At 62.6% G+C, this 21469-nt stretch carries 16 protein-coding genes; 6 read left to right on the plus strand and 10 right to left on the minus strand.

Translation table 11 applies throughout. From position 1 onward, the window contains the following. Positions 1 to 5: 5 nt before the first annotated feature. From arsA to BW978_RS07675, 5 genes are all read right to left on the minus strand, one after another. Positions 6 to 1775: an arsenical pump-driving ATPase gene (gene arsA, locus BW978_RS07655; protein WP_076393805.1), complete on the minus strand. Its 1770-nt coding sequence runs from the start codon at positions 1773 to 1775 to the stop codon at positions 6 to 8. 82 nt (positions 1776 to 1857) lie between these two features. Then, complete coding sequence (locus BW978_RS07660; protein WP_076393806.1) at positions 1858 to 2715, minus strand: metal ABC transporter permease; 858 nt, start codon at positions 2713 to 2715, stop codon at positions 1858 to 1860. Continuing rightward, complete coding sequence (locus tag BW978_RS07665) at positions 2712 to 3620, minus strand: metal ABC transporter permease (protein WP_076393807.1); 909 nt, start codon at positions 3618 to 3620, stop codon at positions 2712 to 2714. The genes BW978_RS07660 and BW978_RS07665 overlap by 4 nt, the downstream gene beginning before the upstream one ends. Then, entirely contained in the window at positions 3601 to 4482 is an 882-nt protein-coding gene (locus tag BW978_RS07670) for a manganese/iron ABC transporter ATP-binding protein (RefSeq protein WP_076394900.1), read from the minus strand. Before BW978_RS07670 ends, BW978_RS07665 begins: the two co-directional genes overlap by 20 nt. 2 nt (positions 4483 to 4484) lie before the next feature. After that, the gene (locus BW978_RS07675) at positions 4485 to 5372 is read right to left on the minus strand and encodes a metal ABC transporter substrate-binding protein (protein WP_076393808.1); all 888 of its coding nucleotides are present in this window, start codon (positions 5370 to 5372) and stop codon (positions 4485 to 4487) included. 248 nt (positions 5373 to 5620) lie between these two features. Between BW978_RS07675 and BW978_RS23290 the strand changes: the two genes are divergently transcribed. Beyond that, on the plus strand, positions 5621 to 7108 hold the full coding sequence (locus BW978_RS23290; RefSeq protein WP_076393809.1) for a hypothetical protein: 1488 nt from the start codon (positions 5621 to 5623) through the stop codon (positions 7106 to 7108). A gap of 110 nt (positions 7109 to 7218) precedes the next feature. After that, on the plus strand, positions 7219 to 8592 hold the full coding sequence (locus BW978_RS07685; RefSeq protein ID WP_076393819.1) for a M20 family metallopeptidase: 1374 nt from the start codon (positions 7219 to 7221) through the stop codon (positions 8590 to 8592). 80 nt (positions 8593 to 8672) lie between these two features. Here BW978_RS07685 and lysS read toward each other — a convergent pair whose 3' ends face one another. From lysS to BW978_RS07710, 5 genes are all read right to left on the minus strand, one after another. Beyond that, the gene (gene lysS / locus BW978_RS07690; RefSeq protein ID WP_076393821.1) at positions 8673 to 10169 is read right to left on the minus strand and encodes a lysine--tRNA ligase; all 1497 of its coding nucleotides are present in this window, start codon (positions 10167 to 10169) and stop codon (positions 8673 to 8675) included. Between the two features lie 171 nt (positions 10170 to 10340). Next, positions 10341 to 11798 carry a glutamate--tRNA ligase gene (gltX, locus tag BW978_RS07695; RefSeq protein WP_076393823.1) on the minus strand — a complete coding sequence of 486 codons (1458 nt, stop codon included), beginning with the start codon at positions 11796 to 11798 and terminating at the stop codon, positions 10341 to 10343. A gap of 460 nt (positions 11799 to 12258) precedes the next feature. Then, the gene (locus tag BW978_RS07700) at positions 12259 to 14028 is read right to left on the minus strand and encodes an SLC13 family permease (RefSeq protein WP_076393825.1); all 1770 of its coding nucleotides are present in this window, start codon (positions 14026 to 14028) and stop codon (positions 12259 to 12261) included. Positions 14029 to 14170: 142 nt separating this feature from the next. Further along, positions 14171 to 14929 carry a TerC family protein gene (locus BW978_RS07705; protein ID WP_076393827.1) on the minus strand — a complete coding sequence of 253 codons (759 nt, stop codon included), beginning with the start codon at positions 14927 to 14929 and terminating at the stop codon, positions 14171 to 14173. A 119-nt stretch (positions 14930 to 15048) separates the two neighbouring features. Then, positions 15049 to 15738 (minus strand): TetR/AcrR family transcriptional regulator, encoded by a 690-nt coding sequence (locus BW978_RS07710; protein WP_076393829.1) that lies wholly within the window; start codon positions 15736 to 15738, stop codon positions 15049 to 15051. 145 nt (positions 15739 to 15883) lie between these two features. Here BW978_RS07710 and BW978_RS07715 point away from each other — a divergent pair, with 145 nt between their 5' ends. The 4 genes from BW978_RS07715 (at position 15884) to xylB (ending at position 21355) form a co-directional block, all read left to right on the plus strand. Continuing rightward, entirely contained in the window at positions 15884 to 17071 is a 1188-nt protein-coding gene (locus tag BW978_RS07715) for an HlyD family secretion protein (RefSeq protein WP_076393831.1), read from the plus strand. Between the two features lie 34 nt (positions 17072 to 17105). Further along, positions 17106 to 18689, plus strand: a complete 1584-nt coding sequence (locus BW978_RS07720; protein WP_076393833.1) for a DHA2 family efflux MFS transporter permease subunit — start codon at positions 17106 to 17108, stop codon at positions 18687 to 18689. Positions 18690 to 18857: 168 nt separating this feature from the next. Further along, on the plus strand, positions 18858 to 19883 hold the full coding sequence (locus tag BW978_RS07725) for a LacI family DNA-binding transcriptional regulator (RefSeq protein WP_076393835.1): 1026 nt from the start codon (positions 18858 to 18860) through the stop codon (positions 19881 to 19883). A 23-nt stretch (positions 19884 to 19906) separates the two neighbouring features. After that, on the plus strand, positions 19907 to 21355 hold the full coding sequence (gene xylB / locus BW978_RS07730; RefSeq protein ID WP_076393837.1) for a xylulokinase: 1449 nt from the start codon (positions 19907 to 19909) through the stop codon (positions 21353 to 21355). The last annotated feature ends 114 nt before the right edge of the window (positions 21356 to 21469 follow it).

Consider the following 21469-nt stretch of genomic DNA (forward strand, 5'->3'; position numbering starts at 1 on the left):
AGGTCTTATTGCTCCTCAGCGATCTCTTTCAGTTCTTCCAGCCCCACCGGTGCGACAGGTCTGAAGTCCAGGCCGTAGACGCGATCGGCGCAATCGCGCTTCACCCTTTCGATCTGTGCCTTCTCGCCCCGGATGCGGGCGCGCAGCAGCGGATCGCGGGTGCCTGTGATCGCCATCGACTTGTTGACCACCCAGCCATAGGGCGCGATGCCGGCGCGGCGCAGGTCGTCCTGCAGGGCTGATGCTTCCGAGACCGGTGTCGTCTCCGGCAGGGTGACCAGCAGGACGCGTGTATAGGCGGGGTCCTGCAGGCGCATCAGCGGGGTCACCATGCGCCCGGGAGCGTTGTCGTCCATGTGGCGTGTCATCTGGCGATGGTAGGCGCCGGTGGCGTCGAGGAGCAGAAGCGTGTGACCGGTGGGCGCGGTGTCGATGACGACGAAGCTCGAGCGCGCTTCCCCGACGACGCGGGAGAAGGCGTGGAAGACGGCGACTTCCTCGGTGCAGGGCGAGGCGAGATCCTCGCGCAGCAGGGCCTGGCCGGCGTCATCGAGATCCCGGCCCTTGGTCGACATGATCTTGTCGATGTATCGGGTCGTTTCTGCCTCGGGGTCGATGCGGTCGACCGTCAGGCCGGGCATGGCGGCGGCACCGACGACGAAGGACAGATGGGCTGCCGGATCTGTCGTCGTGAGGTGGACTGTATGGCCATGGGCGGCAAGCCCGACGGCGACGGCTGCGGCGACGGTGGTCTTGCCGACGCCGCCCTTGCCCATGACCATGACAAGGCCCTTGCCGCTTGCCGCGATTTCGTCGACCAGCGTCGAGAGACGGGGGAGGTCGGGGCTTTCGAAGGTGTCGTCTGCGGTATCGCCGGGGGGTGTGAGGGGCGTTTCGGACAGCAGTCCGCGAAGTGCGGCAAGCCCCACCATGTCGAAGGGTTTAAGCGCAACCTCGTCGCGGGGGAGGGATGCCAGAGCGGTTGGCAGGTCAGTCAGCGCGTTCGTCTGTTCTGCCGCGAAGGCGCTCGCCACCTGATCATTTGGATCTGACGGCGTGAAGCGGCCGTTGATGGCGAGCATCTGGTTGGAAAGGCCGAGCTCGGAGAGCTCTCCGGCGGTCCGGGCGGCTTCGCGGATCGCGCCTCGATCGGCACGGGCGACGAGCACGATGGTGGTGCGGGCGGGATCGCCGAGGCATTCGAGCGCCGTGCGGAAGCGGTCTTCCTGCATCTTCAGTCCGGAATGGGGCCCAAGGCAGGAGGCACCGCGTTCATTGGCCTCCAGAAAGCCGGTCCAGGCCTTGGGCAGGCTGAGGAGCCGCAGGGTGTGGCCGGTCGGCGCCGTGTCGAAGATGATATGGTCAAACAGCGGGTTGTCATCGGCGAGCAGACCGACGAATTCGTCGAAGGCAGCAATCTCTGTGGTGCAGGCGCCGGAGAGCTGTTCGCGCACGGTGGCGCGGTCCTTGTCGGTCGCATCAGGTTCCATCTGGCCGAGCACGCGCAAACGGTAGTCTTCGGCTGCGGCTTCAGGATCAATGTTCATCGCGGACAAGCCTGGCACGCTCGGCACGGGTGTCGGATCGCTGCCCAAATGCACGCCGAGCATTTCGTTAAGATTTGAGGCGGGGTCGGTGCTCACAAGCAGGATCTTCAGCCCCTGGTCTGCGAGCGCAATGGCGGTCGCGCAACTGAGCGAGGTCTTGCCGACGCCACCCTTGCCGGTGAAGAACAGGTGGCGGGTGGGGTTCTGAAGAAGCTTCATCGTCGACATGGGCATCCATCCTCGCGTTGATGGTGTGACCCTAGCCCGGTCTTGCCCTTGCACACTTGATCCATGCCAAGTGGAAGGGCGATCAGATGTCTTCTGCTACGGCGATGCGGTTCACGCCCCGTGCCTGCCAGAGCGTGCGGAAGAAGGCCAGAATGAAGATGCCGCTCATGATCAGCACGATCGTCGGGGCGGGGGCACTGTCGATGAAGAAACTCAGATAGATGCCCGCAAGCGAGGACGAGACCGCGACGATCACAGCCGTCACCAGCATCGTTGCATAGCGCTTCGTGAGCAGGAAGGCGATGGCGCCGGGGGCAACGAGCATGGCGACCGAGAGGATGATGCCAACGGCCTTCAAGGCGCCGACGACGACCAGCGAGAGTACGGCAAGCTGGCCGTAATGCAGGAGGCGCACTGAGAGGCCGATGGCGCGGGCGTGCTGCGGATCGAAGGCATGGGCCAGAAGATCCTTGCGCAAGACGACGAGGAACGCCGTGGCGAAGAGGGCGATCAGGCCGGTCTCGATGAGATCCGACGGCAGCAGGCCCAGCATGTCGCCGAAGAGGATATGGTCGAGATGCACGGAGCTCTGGACCTTGACATAGAGGACGAGGCCGAGGCCGAACATGCCGGAAAAGACGATGCCGAGGACCGTGTCTTCCTTGATGCGGCTGTTTTCCTTGATGAAGCCGGTTAGAAGCGCGCAGACGAGGCCGGCGATGAAGGCGCCGATGGCAAGCGGAATGCCGGCGATATAGGCGATGACAACGCCGGGCAGCACCGCATGCGAGACAGCATCGCCCATCAGTGACCAGCCCTTGAGCACCAGCAGGCAGGAGAGAAGCGCCATCGGAATGGCAATCATCAGCGTGACCAGGAAAGCCGTCTGCATGAAGGGCAGCTGGAAGGGGAGGATGGCCAGTTCGAGGATATCGCTCATGCGGTCCGCTCCTCGGCTAAGCGGTGAGGCTCTGCCGTCGATGCGGAAGGCATGGGCTCCAGCGCTTCGCGGGCGCGGCTGCGGGCGGCGAGCATTCCGTGCTTCGGGGCAAACAAGAAGGCTGCGAGGAAGATGATGGTCTGCAGGACGACGATTATGCCGCCGGTTGCGCCATCGAGAAAATAGCTGGCATAGGCGCCGATGAAGCTGGTGCCGGCGCCGATGCCTAGCGCCAGCAGAATCAGCCGCTGGAAGCGGTCGGTCAGCAGATAGGCGGTGGCACCTGGCGTGACGACCATGGCGATTACGAGGAAGGCGCCGACGGTCTGCATGGCGGCAACCGTGGAGGCCGCAAGCAGGGTGAAGAAGATCACCTTGAGGCGTTCGGGCTTCAGGCCGATTGAGCGGGCGTGGTTCTCGTCGAAGAAGGTGACCATCAGGTCCTTCCACTTCAGCGTCAGCACGATGAGGCTGACGCCGCCGATCAGCACGAGCTGCAGCGTGTCGGCTGGCGTGATCGCGAGGATATTACCGAGCACGATGGTCTTGATGTCGATCGAAACGGGCGAGATCGAGACCATGAACAAGCCAAGGCCGAAGAAGGAAGTGAAGATCAGGCCGATGATCGCGTCTTCTTTCAGCTTGGTGCGCTGGTTGAGGAAGAGGATGGCCATCGCCGCCAGTCCACCCGACATGAAAGCTCCGAACGCAAAAGGCAGACCCAGCATATAGGCGCCGGCAACACCAGGCACGATGGCATGGGAGAGCGCATCGCCGATCAGCGACCAGCCTTTCAGCATCAGATAGGCGGAGAGAAAGCCGCAGACGCCACCGACGAGTGCACTCACCAGAATGGCGTTGCGCATGTAGTCGTAGGTGAAGGGCTCAACCAGGGTCGCGAGCATCGGCGGCTCCCGGTTTCGGCTGGCCATAGATGACGAAGGGGCGTTCGTCGTCGGTGATGACGGTGACCTCCCGGCCATCGTCGTCGTCGTGCAAGTCGCGGCCGGCGAGCACGAAGTGGCGTAGCGCCCCGCCGAAGGCAGTTTTCAGGTTCGCCTCGGTGAAGGTGTCCTCGGTCTTGCCGGAGGCAATGACCGTGCCCTTGACGAAGATGGTGCGGTCGCAGAAGTCGGGGACGCTGCCGAGATTGTGGGTGGAGACCAGCATGACGCGGCCTTCGGCGCGCAGATCCTTCATCAGGCCGATGATCTGTTCTTCGGTCGTGACGTCGACGCCGGTGAAGGGTTCGTCGAGCAGGATCACCTGGCCTTCCTGGGCGAGTGCCCTTGCCAGGAAGACGCGCTTGCGCTGGCCGCCGGAGAGCTCGCCGATCTGGCGCTTGCGGTAATCGCCCATGCCGACGCGGGCAAGCGCTTCGTCAACGAGCTGGTGATCGCGTTTCGAAGGAATGCGCAGGAAGTTCATGTGGCCGTAGCGGCCCATCATCACCACATCTTCGACGAGGACGGGGAAGTTCCAATCGACTTCTTCCGCCTGGGGCACATAGGCGACGAGGTTTTGCTTGAGTGCCTGCTTGACGCTCATGCCGAGCACCCGGATCTCACCCGAGGCCACCGGCACAAAGCCCATGATCGCCTTGAAAAGTGTGGATTTGCCGGCGCCGTTGACGCCGACAAGTGCGGTGATCGTGCCGGGCGGGATGGCGAAGCTCGCATGACGCAAGGCTGTGTGGCCGTTGCGATAGGTCACCGTCACATCCTCTGCGGCGATGCCTTCGCGGCTGCGTCTCGTGCCCGATCCCATGATCATCCGGCAAATCCCTTCACGATGGTCGAAACCGTCACCTTCAAGAGATCCAGATAGGTCGGGACCGGACCGTCGGGCTCACTCAGGGAATCCACATAGAGGATGCCGCCATAGCGTGCCCCGGTTTCGGCTGCGACCTGGCTGGCCGGCTTGTCGGAGACGGTGCTCTCAGAGAATACGACGGGGATCTTGTTTTCGATCACTTGGTCAACGACGGCCTTGACCTGTTGGGGTGTGCCCTGGCTGTCGGCATTGATCGGCCAGAGATAGAGTTCCTTCATGCCGAGGTCGCGGGCGAGGTATGAAAAGGCGCCTTCGCTGGTGACAAGGAAGCGTTCGTTTTCCGGCACCTTGGCAATTTCCGCCTTCATCGGCTCGATTTCGGCGCGGATCTTATCCGAATAGGTCCGGGCATTGGCCTCGTAGATCGCGGCATTGGCCGGGTCGATATCGGTCAGGGCCTTGCGGATGTTCTCGACATAAATCAGCGCATTTTCCGGCGACATCCAGGCATGCGGGTTCGGTTTGCCGTCATAGGCGCCGCCGGCGATGCCGATCGGCTCGATGCCGTCGCTGACGGTGACGGTCGGCACATCCCCGAGATTGGCGAGGAATTTCTCGAACCAGGCTTCGAGGTTCAGGCCGTTGCGCAGCACCAGATCGGCGTCGCGGGCCTTCAGGATATCGCGCGGTGTCGGCTGATAGCCGTGGATTTCTGCTCCGGGCTTGGTGATGCTTTCGACGGTCGCGGCGTCGCCTGCGACATTCTGGGCGATATCGGCAATCACGGTGAAGGTGGTGACGACCTTGGGCTTGTCGTTGGCAAGGGCCACCCCCGGCAGCATCAGCGCGAGGGCGAAAAGACGGCAGGCAAGCTTTGAGACCATGGTCCATTCCTGTTCTTGCAAGTCATTCGCATTAAAATCTATCGCGCTTGACGCCGATGTCAATGCTTTTGCAAATCATTCGCAAAAAGAGTCGCGAGCGCGGTGTGCCGTAAGTGGAAAGCCGGGGTTAAAGGTTCCGCAAGCAGAGGCGCGTATGGTGGTCTTCAGTATTGCGTAAACAGTCGGGACAGTGTCATGGCGGAGTTCCAAGCGTGAAGGTGCCTAAGATCCACCTTTCACGAAAGCTGATGCTGATTTTGGGCGGGGTTCTCGTGACCCTCGGCGGCACAGGTGCCGCTGCCGTCTATATCGGCGCGGACCAGCTTCTCGGTCCGTCCTATGCCGAATTGAACGGCCTGGAATGCACCGAGGTGAAGACCGTCGAGATCCACAAGAAGGATCGCTTCTGGGTGCGCAAATTCATCACCACAGATGAACCCGGTGACGGGCTTGCCCGCGTCAAGACCGCGCTTCGCGTGGCGAAGACGCTGCAGGAAACGAAGAAGGCCGATTTGGTGCAGGTGGTCGTGCTCGACGCCAGCGGGCCGAAGGATCGCTCGGGCATGCGTGGACGCGCCATCGGGGCTGACATCATCTATGTGCCGGATCCAAGCCACGTGCCTGAGGAAATGTCAGCGCGTGTTCTGACGGCGCGTTATGCCGACGGTCTTGCCGCGCCGAATGGCGAGTTCTTCGGCGAGCGTGTCGACATGCTCGAAGCGGATATTCAGGCGCTCGTCGCCAAGCTCAACGACCAGACAGATTGCGTCAAGCCGGAAGGTCTGGTGACGGAGGCCGAGGGCCATGGCGAGAAGGCCGCCGATGGTCACGGTAAGGCGCCGGCTCATGGCGCCGAGGATGCCCATGGCGAAAAGTCGGCCGAAGGGCATGGCGAGGCGGATGCCAAGGGTGAGGCTGAGGGCCATGGTGATGCGCCGGCCGGCGAACACGGTGAGGAAACTCCGGTCGCCGAGCACGGTGCCGAAGAAGACAAGGGCTGGATGGCCTCGCTGATGGGCATGGTCGGTCTCGGCGGCGATGAAGCGCCAGCCGATGGCCATGCTGCGCCCGCCGATGGCCATGGTGCCGTGGCCGAGGGTCACGAGGCGCCGGCCGAGGATCATGCGGAACCGGCTGCTGTTGCGCATCGAGACGCAGGTTCTGCCGAGACGCATGGAGACGCGGCGACCGATCATGCAGCTACGGATCCTGCCGCGCATGGTCAGGAACCGGCTGATGCGGCTCATGCGGCTGCGCCCGAGCATGGGGCAGAACAGGTGGTGCATACCGAAGAGAAGCCTGCGGTTGTTGATGAGGCTGCCGCCCATAGCGCGGATGACAGCAGTCACGACGGTGCGGTCGAACAAGCCGCAGGCCATGAGGCAGCCGCTGGTGAGACGCCGGTGGCCGAAGAGGTGCCCGCCGAAGGAGACGGCTGGTTCTCATCGCTGAAGAGCATGGTTGGGCTTGGCGGTTCCGAGGAGGAGGCGCCCGCCGCAGATGTCGCCGCTGAAGCCAAGCCCGCCGAGGCTTCGGATGGTGCAAAGAGTGACGACCACGGGGCTGCCTGGCTTGAGAAAATGCGGGCGCAGCCGATCGCCCCGGATGTGGGTGCTGCATCTGCGCCGGCCAAACCGGAGGAGCATGGTGCCACGACAGTCCCGGAGGAGGACGAGGCTGTTCTACCGCCCAAGGCCAACATCAAGGGTGACGAGCATGCGAAGGCCGATCACTGAGGTTCGCTGCCCCGTCTTGCGGTCCTGCATATCTGTCCCGACGGGTCGTCATAACCGTCGAATCCTGTAGTCTCGCGTCGGGAGGTCCCACGCAACACGACCGGGAAACGATGGAACGCACGACCCTTATTCAGCATGTATCCGATTATGCTTCCGGTGGCGGTCTCGCCGCTGATCTCGCAGCGCTTGTCGCGCGCCCTTCGGTCAGCCAATCGGAGGGGCTGCCGGACGATCTCCTCGCCTATCTCAAGGACGATGTCAGGCCTATGCTGGAATGCATCGGCTTTGACTGCCGGATCTTCGACAATCCAATGCCCGATGGTGCTCCCCTTCTGATCGGGTCGCGTATCGAGGATGCGGGCCTGCCGACCATCCTGATCTACGGGCATGGCGATGTCTGCAACGGCGAGGCATCCCGCTGGCGCGAGGGGTTGCATCCCTTCCAGCTGACACAGGAAGGCGACCGGCTTTACGGTCGGGGCACCGCCGACAACAAGATCCAGCACCTGATCAACATCAAGGCATTGGAGACGGTGATCAAAGGGCGGGGGCGCCTCGGCTTCAACGTTAAGATTGTGCTGGAAATGGCGGAGGAGACGGGGTCTTACGGCTTGCGGGACTTCTTTGAGCAGGAGCGGGCACTGCTTCAAGCCGATGTGCTGATCGCCTCCGACGGGCCGAGGCTGCAGGTCGAGACGCCGACCATGTTCATGGGCTCGCGCGGGGGCTTAAGCTTCGATCTCGTCGTGGATTTGAGGCCGGGGGATCATCATTCCGGCAATTTTGGTGGCCTGCTGGCGGATCCGGTGACCCTGCTCACCCATGCCATCGCCGCCATTGTCGATCGGCGCGGCCAGCTCCTGGTGCCGGAATGGCGGCCGACGAGCCTGACGCCGGATATTCGCGCAGCCTTGAAGGATTTGCCGCCGCGTCGGCATGATGCCGATTGGGGGGAGTCGGATCTGACGCCCTCCGAACGAGTCTTCGGCTGGAACTCGCTGGCAGTTCTCGCGATTTCGGCGGGAAACATCGCGGCCCCGCAGAATGCCATTTCCGGGTCGGCGCGGGCGACCTGCCAGCTGCGGTTTGTCGTCGGTACCGATATGGACGAGATCCTGCCGGCGCTCAGGCGGCATCTCGATGCGGCAGGCTTTCCGATGGTGGAGATCCTGGCCAAGGGCCCCGCCTTCAAGGCGACGCGCTTTCCGCCGGATCATCCCTGGGTGCGCTTCGTCGAACAGTCGATCACCACAACCACGGGCAAGGCGCCGCATCTTTTGCCCAATCTCGCGGGCTCGCTGCCGAACGATGTCTTCACGGATGTGCTTGGTCTGCCGACGATCTGGATTCCGCATGCGCATGCAGACTGCGGCCAGCATGGGCCAAACGAGCATGCGCTCTTGTCGATTGCCGAGGAGGGCATGCGGATCATGACCGGGCTATTTCTCGACATTGCCGAGAAGGGCGCGCCGGGTTCACGGTGACCCCGATTCTTCCGCTTAAAACGAAAAATCCCGGACCTCTTGCGAGATCCGGGATCTGATGCCTGGTTTCGACGCTCGCCTCAGTCGTTGCGGTTGCGGCGCGCCGGGAAGAGGATGATGTCTCGGATCGAGGGGGCGTTAGTCAAGAGCATGACGAGGCGGTCGACGCCGATGCCGAGGCCGCCGGCGGGGGGCATGCCCTGGTCGATGGCGTCGAGGAATTCGTCGTCGAGCTGCTTGTCCTTTTCGCCGCGCGAATGGGCCTGTTCGAGCTGCTCGACCATGCGCTTGCGCTGCTCTTCCGGGTCATTGAGCTCGGAGAAGGCGTTGCCGACTTCCCAGGCGTTGCAATAGGTCTCGAAACGTTCGACGAGGCGCGGCTCGCCCGGCACTTCCTTGGCAAACGGCGAAATGTCCTTCGGGAAATGCGTGACGTGGCTCGGCTGGATCAGCGTGCCCTCGACCTTTTCTTCGAAGATGAAGGCGAGGCATTCGCCCCAGGTCCAGTCTTTCTCGATGGCAAAGCCGGCAGCCTTGGCGGCGGTGCGGGCTTCCTCGTCGGTCTTCATCGCGAGGAAGTCGATGCCGGTTGCTTCCTTGACGGCATCAGGCATGGGCACGCGCTTGAACGGGCCCTTGAAGGAGATTTCCTTGTCGCCGAAGGTCACGTCCGTGCTGCCATGGATGGAGACGGCCAGCGTCTCGAACATGCGCTCGACGAGGCCCATGATGTCCTCATAGTCGGCATAGGCCCAGTAGCATTCCAGCATGGTGAATTCGGGGTTGTGGCGGGTCGACACACCTTCGTTGCGGAAGTTGCGGTTGACCTCGAACACCTTGTCGGCAAGCCCTGAGACCAGCGTGCGCTTGAGGAACAGTTCCGGCGCGATGCGCAGGTACATGTCCATCTTCAGCGTGTTGTGGTGGGTCTTGAAGGGCTCGGCGGTGGCGCCGCCATAGACGGTCTGCAGCATCGGGGTCTCGACCTCGAGGAAGCCTTCGGCCTCCATGAAGCGGCGGATGCCGGAAACGATCTTCGAGCGCTGCTGGAAGCGGATCTTGGATTCCTCGTTGGTGAGGATGTCGAGGTGGCGCTTGCGGTAGCGCAGCTCAATGTCGGCAAGACCATGATACTTCTCCGGCATGGGGAGAAGCGTCTTGGTCAGCATGGTGATTTCATGGGCGTTGATCGTGAGTTCGCCCCGCTTGGTGCGACGGACCTGGCCGGTAACGCCGATGATGTCGCCAAGGTCGATCATCGGCAGCAGCGCGCGGGCTTCTTCCGGGGTCGTGTCCTTGTGGGAGAAGATCTGGATCTTGCCCGAGGCATCATGGATATCCATGAACATGCCGGAATTGCGCGAGGAATAGACGCGCCCGGCGACCGTGATGATGTCATCTGACACCTGGTCCAGCTCGAGGCCTGCGTATTTCTCGGCGAATTCCGCGTTCGTCATGGTGCGGTGAAAATGCGCCGGATAGACGTCACCGACCTTTTCGCGCAGCAGCGCGAGCTTCTGGCGACGGACTTCCGTCGGGTCGGAGGAGAGGGCGGTTTCAGGTGTCTGTTCGGTCATCGTGTGGTTCCTGTGGCGGCCTCTGGCCTCTGCCGTAAGTCTTTGCCCCTCACCCTACCCTCTCCCCGCAAGCGGGGAGAGGAGATGTTGTGCCAAGGGTGGCCGTCGTGGCCTTCTCCCCGTTTACGGGGAGAAGGTGCCCGAAGGGCGGATGAGGGGCACTATCTCAAATCAGTTCTGCGCACCCGCCATCGCGGTCAGCACCTGGATCGCCACCTTCAAGCGCTGGCGCACGACCGAGCGGCCGAGGAGCGCCATCGAGTCAAACAACGGCAGCGAGCGCTGGCTGCCGGAGACGGCGACGAAGAGAGGCGGGGTGACGACGCGGAGCTTCTTTTCCATGCGCTCGGAGATCGCGCGCAGCTCTTCCTCGATGGTCGTGACATTCCATTCGAGGATCTTTTCGAGATCCGCCTGAACGGTGGTCACAATCTCCAGCGTCTCAGCCGGGCTGGTCTTCAAGCCGCCGAAAGAGGCAGGCGTCAGGCCAACGTCGTTGGCGAGCAGGAAGCCGGCGAGCGGCGGGACTTCGCCGAGCTTGGTGACGCGGCTCTGGGCAAGCTTCAGGCCTTCGACCAGGCGGTCGTTTTCTTGTGCCCAGTCGAGGACGCGGGCGACGAAGTCCTCCGGGGTCAGCTTCTCGCGTAGCCAGCGGCCGTTCAGCCAATCGAGCTTCTGGATGTCGAAGATCGCGCCAGCCTTGGAGAGGTTGTCGGGGTCGAACTTTGCGATTAGCTCTTCCATCGACAGCAGCTCTTCGCCTTCGGCGATCTGGATAAAGAACAGGCCGAGGAAGTTCATCAGAGCTTCCGGCAGGTAGCCGAGGGCCGAATAGTAGGAGATCGAGGTCGGGTTCTTGCGCTTCGACAGCTTCGACTTGTCGTGATTGCGCATCAGCGACAGGTGCATGAAGACGGGCGGCTCGAGACCGAGATGCTTGTAGATCAGGATGTGCTTCGGCACGGAGGCCAGCCACTCTTCGCCACGGGCGACGTGGGTGATCTTCATCATGTGGTCGTCGACGACGTTCGCCATGTGATAGGTCGGCATGCCGTCGGCCTTCAGAAGCACCTGCATGTCGACGCTTTCCCACGGGATCGACACATCGCCATAGACGCCGTCGTGGAAATCGCAGGAGCCTTCGGTTGGCACCTTCAGGCGCACGACATGCGGCTCGCCGGCGGCGACGCGGGTGGTGACTTCTTCGGCCTTCAGATGCAGGCAGTGGCCGTCATAACCCGGCGGCTTTCCGGCAGCGCGCTGCGCCTCGCGCATGCTTTCGAGCCGCGCCGGGGTGCAGAAGCAATGGAACGCGCCGCCATTGTCGAGCATCTTGTCGACGAAGGGACGATAGAGATCCTTGCGCTCGGACTGGCGGTAGGGGCCGTAGGGGCCGCCGACATCGGGGCCTTCCGACCAGGTGAGGCCGGTCCATTTCAGCGCGTCCAGCACCTTCTGTTCGAATTCGGCGGTCGAGCGGGTCGCGTCGGTGTCCTCGATGCGCAGGATGAACTCGCCGTCGAATTTCTTCGCGAAGAGGTAGTTGAACAGCGCGATATAGGCGGTGCCGACATGGGGCTCGCCGGTAGGGGAGGGTGCGATGCGGACGCGGACGCCGGAATTGGTCATGGAATTCAGCTCGTGGTGCGTGCAAGGGAACGGCAGTGTGCCGGATCCGGACAAGGTGCGAAATCAGTGTGGCGGCAGGCCGGAAACAGGCGAGGAAATGCCGATGCGCAAGCCGGTTCCACCGCTGGGCCTTAGGCCATATTCAGGCCCTTGCGTCAAGAAAAACCACGGATCTCGCGCCTTGCGCTACGGCGCCTGAAAAAATCTTCAAATGAATTTCCAAAGGCGCGGAACCCGAAGGCGGGGTCGGCGTTCTTATGACAGAGCGCAGGCCGAGCCAACCGGACGCGACGGAATCAGGGAGCATGGAAGTTTTTCCGGTTTCTTTCCGTGGCCAACGAAATAGCAGACGAGCCCCTTACCGTCTGGTCTGTGTTCCCCCCCAAGTCCCCGCCCCCAAGGAAAACCTGCGTCCCGCCGACGCAGGTTTTTCTTTGCGTGGTTTTCAGGCCCAAGCCGATCAGCGGACCGGCCAGACCATCAGGAGCGCGGGGACCGAGACCAGCACGATCAGCACTGACAGGGGAAGGCCCAGCCGCGGATAGTCGGAGAACTTGTAGCCGCCGGGACCCATGACCAGCGTGTTGCACTGGTGGCCGATCGGCGTCAGGAAATCGCAGCCGGCACCAATGGCGACCGCCATGAGAAAGGCTTCCGGCTTGTAGCCGATGCCGGTGGCGAAACTTGCTGCAATCGGCGCCATGACAAGGACGGTTGCAGCATTGTTGAGGAAGGGCGTCACGGCCATTGCGGTCAAGAGGATCAGCGCAACGGCGCCCCAGGCGGGCAGGCCGCCAGCGACCGCATTCAGCCAGCCGGCAATCACGTCGCTGCCGCCGGAAGTTCGCAGCGTATCGGCGACTGGGATCAGGGCGGCGAGCATCACGAGGATCGGCCCGTCGACGGCGCGATAGACCTCGCTGACCGGGATGACACCGAAGGCGACCATGGCAAGCGCTGCCGCGAAGAAGGCAATCGCGACAGGGGCAAGGCCGAGCGCGGTGGAACCCATGGCGACAACGAGGATCGCCAGCGGGATGAAGATGTTACGGCTCGTTCCCAGCAGGATTTCCCGTTCGGCGAGCGGCAGGCAGCCGAGTTCGGTCAGGATGGAGGGCATCTGCTGGCGCAGACCCTGCAGCACCACCACGTCGCCCGAGCGCAGCGTCAGTTGGCCCAGACGTTCGCGAATGCGTTTGCCCTGGCGGCTCACCGCCAGAAGATTGACACCATAGGTGTGGACGAGCGACAGCTCGCTCGTCGTCTGGCCGATCAGCGGCGAGCCTCGACCGATGACGGCCTCGACCGACGAGACATCTCCACGCTTCTTGCGATCATGCTCGGTGCTGCCGGAGAGGCTCAGATTGCCCTGGGAAACGATGCGGTCGAGCGCTTCCGAGGGGCCTTCCAGGAGAAGCGTGTCTTCCTCATGCAAAAGCACGTCGGGGAAGGGTGAGAGGCGCGTGTGTCCACGCAGGATGGCGCTTGCGGTTACCTCGCCATGCGCGGTCTGCAGCAGGTGATGCAGGGTCTTGCCGGCGAAGGGCGATTGCCGGGTGATCATGGCTTCCGTGGCGAAGCTCGAGCTTTCCAAAGCCTCCTGCAGCGAGGGGTTCTGGTTCTCGCGGCGGGGGACCAGCCAGTAGAAGAAGATCAGGAAGACGATGCCGGCGGCTGCGAGCGTCGCGCCGACCGGGGTGAAGTCGAACATGGTGAAAGACTGGCCGGTCAGCTCCTCGCGCAGCCGTGAAACCGCGATATTCGGCGAGGTGCCGATCTGTGTCATGAGCCCGCCGAGCAAGGCGGAAAAGGCCATGGGCATCAGGAAGACCGAGGGCGGGACATGGGACCGACGGGCAAACTGGAAGGCGACGGGCATCATGATCGCCAGCGCGCCGATGTTCTTGATGAAAGCGGACAGGATCGTCACCGTCACCAGCAACAGCAGCATCTGGCCGTGCAGGGAGGTGAGGGCAGGAAAGAAGCGCTTGATGGCGAGATCCACCACGCCGGAGCGGGCGACACCGGCGCTGACCACCAATGCGCTGCCGACGATGATGACGAGATCGTCAGAGAAGCCGGAAAAGGCATCCGCTGCCGGCAGCAACCCAAGCGCGACCGCTGTTACGAGCGCCACGCAGGCCACAACGTCGTAACGAAACTTCTCCCAGAGAAAAGCGGCCATCATCACTGCGATGAGGCCAAAGGCGAGGATTTGCTCGTATGTCATTGGGCTCCGGCCAAATGCGGATGATCGATGAAGGCGTAAGCGCTGACAGCAATTCCGGCAAGAGCCGATCGGTTCCAGCGCGATCGCTGCAGATAAGAAAGGCCCATCTCGCGACAGGCCTTCTTTTCGATTCAGCTGGAGCTCAATGCACTGCCGTCTTGGCCAAACGGTCTCGCTCGCGCTTGCGGCGGGCGAACATGTTGAGCACCTCGACCAGGGCCGAGAAAGCCATGGCAGCATAGACATAACCCTTGGGCACATGGAAGCCCATGCCCTCGGCGATCAGCGTGGTGCCGATCATCATCAGGAAGGCCAGCGCCAGCATGACGATGGTCGGGTTCTTCTCGATGAAGTTGGCAAGCGGGGTCGCTGCCACCAGCATGACGGTCACGGCCGCAACCACGGCGACGACCATGATCGGGACATGCGGCGTCATGCCGACAGCCGTGATGATGCTGTCGATCGAGAAGACGAGGTCGAGCAGCAGTATCTGGCCGATGGCGCTCGCGAAGGTCGTCGATGCAGTGGAGGCGATGAAGTCCTCTTCCTTGTCGACGGGGTCGACGGCGTGGTGGATCTCTTTCGTTGCCTTCCAGACGAGGAAGAGGCCGCCGGCGATGAGGATCATGTCCTTCCAAGAGAAGCCTTGGCCGAAGAGCTCGAAGACCGGCGTGGTCAGCTGGACGATCCAGGCGACCGTGCCGAGCAGGGCGAGACGCATAACTAGAGCAAGCCCGATGCCGATGCGGCGCGCCTTTTCGCGCATCTCGGCGGGCAGCTTGTTGGTCAGGATCGAGATGAAGATGAGGTTGTCGATGCCCAGCACGATCTCCATGACGACGAGCGTCACGAGCGCGACCCAGGCGGCGGGGTCCTGGAGGAGAACGCTGATATCTTCCATAAGTGACTTCCGTGCTGATCAAACGGATTATGATCCCCAGGACATGAGCCATATCCGTGGGGTTGGCAAGCAGCCAACTAAAATCCGCGCGCGGAATAAAGTTCCGTCGCAGATTAGGCTTAGGACTCGGGGCTTCTGGGGCCGTAGAAGTTCATGAACATACGAAGGCCTGATTCGACCACGCGTTCGATCTCCTTGTCGTCGGGTCGCACGGGGATGTCGTTGAACAGCCGCTTCTTGAAATAGCCTGCTGTTGACATGTCGATGAACTGGCGTGCGGCCAGATCGCTGTCTTCGACCGAGAGTTCGCCCTTTTCATGGGCAGCAGCAATATAGTCCTGCAGCAGCACCTTGATGTTGGTGGGCGACGAAGCAAAGAAGCGCTGACAGAGCGTCGGCATCCGGTCGAGCACACCCATCAGGATGCGCATTGTCGGGATCATCTCAGTGTCGAGAATGAAATGCGCGTGGGCGAGCGCATAGCGCCGCAGGCCCTCCTCGACGTGGGTGCTTTCTTCGAGGATCTGTCGGATGGCGGCATCGAAGGCGCTCTTTTCTCGCTCTACCAGAGCGCCAAACAGATCTTCCTTGCTCTGGAAATAGACGTAGATGGTGCCTTTCGAGACGCCTGCCTCGCGGGTGACGTCATTCATGCTTGCGGCATCGTAGCCAAGCTTCATAAAGACGCGCTTGGCCCCATCTAGGATCTGTCCCCGCTTGACCGGATCTGCGCCCGCAGCGAAGCGACCCACCCCGGCGACGGGATAGGAGGGCGGCGTCATGGCGATTTCCTGCTCTTGTTTCGACATTTCCTGTCCGACAAAAAATTAACTGCGTTGCGCGGCCTCGTCTCCAAGGCCCGTTTCTGCCTCTTGATATGGGGCAAAAAAGGCTCTATGTCAATCGAACCGAACGGTTCAGTTCGAGAGAATTCACCAATCCCCGGTTCATATCATGTCAGCGACGCCAAGATCCACCGCCCTTCGTTCCACTTCCACTCCAGTCGACCGGAATGAGGCTGCGCTCCTGACGGAGATGGATGCAGGGGAACCCCATCCGCCGGAAAAGACCTCCGCCTCCAAGCCGAAACGCCGCAGCCCAGTGCTACCGGTCATCCTTGCTGCACTGCTCGCAGGCGGTGCCTGGTACGGCTATCAATGGTGGATCGATGGTCGCTTCATGGTGTCGACCGACGACGCCTATATCGAAGGTGACATTGCGATCATCTCGCCTAAGGTTTCTGGCTATGTCGAGAAGGTCAACGTTGCCAGCAACCAGGTCGTCCGTGCCGGCGATCCGCTTGTGACCCTCGATGGCGGCGACTACCAGATCGCCTATGATCAGGCCGTGGCCGGGAAGCAGAGCTCCGATCTTGCGATCGCCCGCATCGATGCGCAGATCAATGGTGGTCAGGCGAGCGTCGCGCAGGCTCAAGCGCAACTCGGTTCTCTGGAGGCTGCAGTTCGGGGCGCCGAAATCACGGAGAAGCGCGCGAGCGAGCTTGCGGCCAAGAGTGTCGGCACCACCGCCGATCTCGACAATGCCAAGGTGGCGCTCGACCAGGCCCGCGCCAATCTGGTGGCGGGCCACGCGGCGGTCGCTTCTGCCGAAGCCAACCTTTCGATCCTCAAGGCACAGCGGGATGAAGCACTGAACGCCGTGAAGGTGCAGGATCAGGTGGTGGCGAAAGCCAAGCGCGATCTCGATTTCACCGTGCTGAAGGCGCCCTATGACGGCGTGATTGGCAATCTCTCGGTTCAATCGGGAGATCTCGTCTCGGCCGGCAAGCGTCTTGCGGCTCTGGTGCCGACCAGCGAACTCTATATCGAGGCGAACTTCAAGGAAACCCAGATCGCGCATCTGGTGCCGGGTTCGAAGGTCTCGATCCATGTCGATGCCTATGGCGACGATGCGCTCGAGGGGACAGTGACGTCGATCGCACCGGCCTCCGGCGCCATCTTCTCCATGCTGCCGGCTGAAAACGCCACCGGCAACTTCACCAAGGTTGTCCAGCGCGTGCCTGTCCGCATTGCGCTGCCCAAGGAAGCGCTTGCCGGCGGCCATCTGCGCGCCGGCCTCAGCGTTATCGTCGACGTCGACACCCGCACGGCCCCCGAGGGCCAGGCGCTTGCCGCGAAGTAACACCACCGGCTGACGTTATCGAAAGGGCCGTGTCATGGCCGCAATCACTTCTACAGCCATCGCGCCCCCGGCACCTGCCGAGGAGCGGATGGATCCGAAACGCGTCTTCGCTTTCCTGGCGATGGTGTTCGGCATGTTCATGTCGATCCTCGACATCCAGATCGTTTCGGCCTCGCTTGCGGAAATCCAGGCGGGTCTCGGCGCCGGATCAGATGAAGTCGCCTGGGTGCAGACCGCCTATCTGATCGCCGAAGTGATCATGATTCCGCTCTCTGGTGTGCTGGCCCGGATCGTCTCCACCCGGGTGCTCTTCACCTTTTGTGCCGCAGGCTTCACGCTCGCCAGTGCTCTCTGCGCCACGGCCACCAATATCGAGCAGATGATCGTCTACCGCGCGATCCAGGGCTTTATCGGCGGTGGCATGATCCCGTCCGTCTTCGCGGCTGCCTTCACCATCTTCCCGCCGTCGAAGCGCAACGTCGTCTCGCCGATGGTCGGTCTCGTCGCCACACTCGCGCCGACGATCGGCCCGACGATCGGCGGTTACATCAGTCATGCCATGTCGTGGCACTGGCTGTTTCTCATCAACGTGATCCCGGGGATACTGGTCGCGGCCGCCGCATGGAGCCTGATCGACTTCGACAAGCCGGATCTCAAGCTTCTGAAGAAGTTCGACTGGTGGGGGCTGGCCTCGATGGCGGTCTTCCTCGGCACGATGGAATTCGTGCTGGAGGAGGGAAACAACAAGGACTGGTTCAACGATTATCACATCGTGCTCGGCACAGTCGCCATGGTGATCGGCGGGGCGATCTTCTTCTGGCGCGTGTTCAAGGTCGAGTTGCCGGTCGTGGACTTGCGTGCCTTTTCCAATGCAAACTTCGCCTTCGGCTCGCTGTTCTCCTTCGTCATGGGTGTCGGCCTCTACGGGCTGACCTACCTCTACCCCCTCTATCTCGGGCGTATCAGAGGTTACGATTCGCTGATGATCGGTGAAACCATGTTCGTCTCGGGCGCTGCGATGTTCCTCACCGCGCCGGTGGCGGGTGCGCTGTCGAACAAGCTCGATCCGCGCGTGATGATGATGATCGGGTTTTCAGGCTTCGCGCTTGGCACCTACATGATGACCGGGATCACGGCAGACTGGGACTTCTACGAACTCCTGGTGCCGCAGATCCTGCGTGGTTGCTCGCTGATGATCTGCATGGTTCCTATCAACAATCTGGCGCTCGGCACACTGCCGCCTGACCGGATCAAGAACGCTTCCGGCCTCTTCAATCTGACCCGAAACCTCGGCGGTGCCGTTGGGCTCGCGATCATCAACACAATGCTGACGCAGCGATCTGACGATCATTATGCGCGGCTCTCCGAGCAGCTTTCATGGGGCAACCAGGCGGCTCTCGACTGGCTCGCCAGTGTCGGTGCCAACTATGACAGCTATGGCCTCGATGGCACGGCGGTGGCGATCAAGAAGCTGTCGGGTGTGGTGACGCAGCAGGCCTGGCTCCTCTCCTTCATGGACGTCTTCATGGGGCTGACGGTGCTCTTCGTTGCGCTGGTCTTCATGGTGCTGCTGCTGAAGAAGCCGACGGGTGCAGCACCCGCTGGCGCTGGCCATTGACGCCACCATGCCCGGGTAAGCTTGCGGGTTCAGGCTCTTCCCTGATCTCCAAGGCTCAGACCGCCTCACATGTTGAGGCGGTCTTTTTTTCGAGCGAAAGAGGTACGTACGTCAAATTCTGATTTACGTACCTCATTCGCCGGTGTAGGACAGGCGCCGGAGAAGAGAATGAAGCCGACTGTCCATGACATTGCCAGCCGCGCGGGCGTAAGCCTTGCCACCGTCGATCGAGTTTTGAACCGTCGGCCGGGGGTGAGCGCGCGCACCCGGGAGAAGGTGGATCAGGCGGTGAGCGAACTCGGCTTCGTGCGCGACGTGGCGGCGGCGAACCTTGCCAAGGGGCGGATCTATCCGCTGACCTTCATCATTCCGTCGAACGACAATTCTTTCATGCGGGGCCTGAGGCTTGCACTCGACGAGGCAAGCGCACGCGCGGGCGTCGAGCGGATCGCGATCCGGCTTATCGACGTGCCGGCTTTCGATGCCGCAGCGCTTGCTGCCGCTCTCAGACACGCGGCAATGGAAGAGCCGGCGGGCATTGCCTTCGTCGCCGTCGATGCGCCCGATGTGGCGGCGGCTGCCCTGGAGATCGTGTCTGCCGGTATTCCGCTGGTCACCCTCGTTTCTGATCTCTCGGGCGCGGAGCGAGATCACTATGCCGGGATCGACAATGCGGCTGCCGGGCGGACTGCAGCGAGCCTGCTCGGACGCTTTGCGGCTGGCCGGCAGGGCAAGGTTGCGGTGCTCGCGGGCTCCATGCTGGTGCGCGACCATCGCGAGCGCTGCGAGGCCTTCGCTTCGGTGATGGCGCAGGACTTCCCTGGGCTTGCAGTCTTGCCCGTGATTGAAGGGCGTGACGATCCCGCTGTTGTCGAACGCAAGCTCTCCGCGCTCTTCGCGGACCGCAATGACATTGTCGCGCTTTACAGTCTTGGTGCTGGCAATCGCGGCCTGATCAGGGCGCTGGAACGGCAGCCGGCCGAACGCCGGCCGGTGGTCATCGCCCATGAACTGACGGAGACGACGCGCGGGGCGCTCCAGTCCGGCCTCATCGATGCCGTGCTGAACCAGGATGCCGGCCACGAGGTGCGCAGCGCCATTCGCGTACTGAAGGCCAAGGCCGACGGTCTGCCGGTCGTGGCCGCGCAGGAGCGCATTCGTATCGACATATTCTTGAAGGACAATCTGCCCTGAAGGCAGAGGAATGGAGGACACCCATGTATCTCGGATTGGATCTCGGCACATCGAGCGTGAAGGCGATGCTGATCGACAGCGACCAGAAGGTTGTCGGCGTCGGCCATGCCGGTCTCACCGTGCAGCGACCGCATCCTGGCTGGTCGGAACAGGCGCCGGGCGACTGGCTCCGCGCGACCGAAGAGGCGATTGCGGCGCTGAAGGCGTCGCACCCCCGGGAACTGGCCGCCGTCAAGGGTATCGGACTTTCCGGCCATATGCATGGCGCGACGTTGATCGATGCGCAGGACAGGGTCTTGCGGCCCTGCATTCTCTGGAATGACACGCGCAGCCACGCGGAAGCAGCGAGCCTTGATGCCGATCCGCGCTTCCGCGCGCTGACCGGCAATATCGTCTTTCCGGGCTTCACCGCGCCGAAGCTTGCCTGGGTGAAGAACAACGAGCCTGAGATCTTTGCGAAGGTCGCCAAGGTTCTGCTGCCGAAAGATTACCTGCGCCTTCTGCTGACGGGCGAATATCTCTCCGACATGTCGGATTCGGCTGGCACCAGCTGGCTCGATACCGGCAAGCGGGCCTGGTCGACGGAACTGCTTGACGCGACCGCGCTGACCGTCGAACAGATGCCGGGCCTCGTTGAGGGGACCGATCGGGCGGGCACGCTGCGCGCTGAACTGGCCGCAAAGTGGGGTCTCGGTTCTGACGTGGTCGTTGCCGGCGGGGCAGGGGACAATGCGGCCTCGGCCTGCGGCATGGGCACGGTTGCCGAAGGCCAGGCCTTCGTCTCGCTCGGGACTTCGGGCGTGCTGTTCGCGGCCAACGCTTCCTATCTGCCGAAGCCGGAAAGCGCCGTGCATGCCTTCTGCCATGCGCTGCCCAACACCTGGCACCAGATGGGTGTCATCCTGTCGGCCACCGACGCGCTCAACTGGCATTCCGGCGTGACCGGCAAGTCGGCTGGCGAGCTGACCGGCGAACTGGGCGATGCGCTGAAGGCGCCCACCGGGGTTACTTTCCTTCCCTATCTCTCGGGCGAACGCACGCCGCACAATGACGCGAAGATCCGCGGCGCCTTAATCGGTCTCGGCCATGAAAGTGATCGGGTCGTGCTGACGCAAGCCGTGCTGGAAGGCGTGACCTTCGCCATCCGGGACAGTCTGGAGGCACTGAAATCCGCCGGCACCAAGATCTCGCGCGTCACGGCCATCGGCGGCGGTTCGCGTTCCCGCTACTGGCTGTCCTCGATTGCGACTGCGCTGGATATGCCGGTCGACATTCCCGCCGACGGTGATTTCGGCGCTGCCTTCGGTGCGGCGCGGCTTGGGTTGATTGCGGCGACCGGGGCGGATCCGCTTTCGGTCTGCACGGCGCCCGAGACGGCCGAGACGATTGAGCCAGTCAAGGCGCTGAGCTCGGCTTACGAGACGGCTTACGGCCGCTACCGGGCGCTTTATCCGGCGATCCGGGGACTTTGAGCTTCTACCTCCCCCTTGAGGGGGGAGGTCGCTGCGTAAGCAGCGGGTGGGGGTGAACCCCACCATCACCCCACCCCGGACCTTTCGGTCCGACCCTCCCCCTCAAGGGGAGGG

The sequence above is a fragment of the Rhizobium sp. RU33A genome, assembly GCF_900156055.1.
Classification (GTDB): domain Bacteria; phylum Pseudomonadota; class Alphaproteobacteria; order Rhizobiales; family Rhizobiaceae; genus Allorhizobium.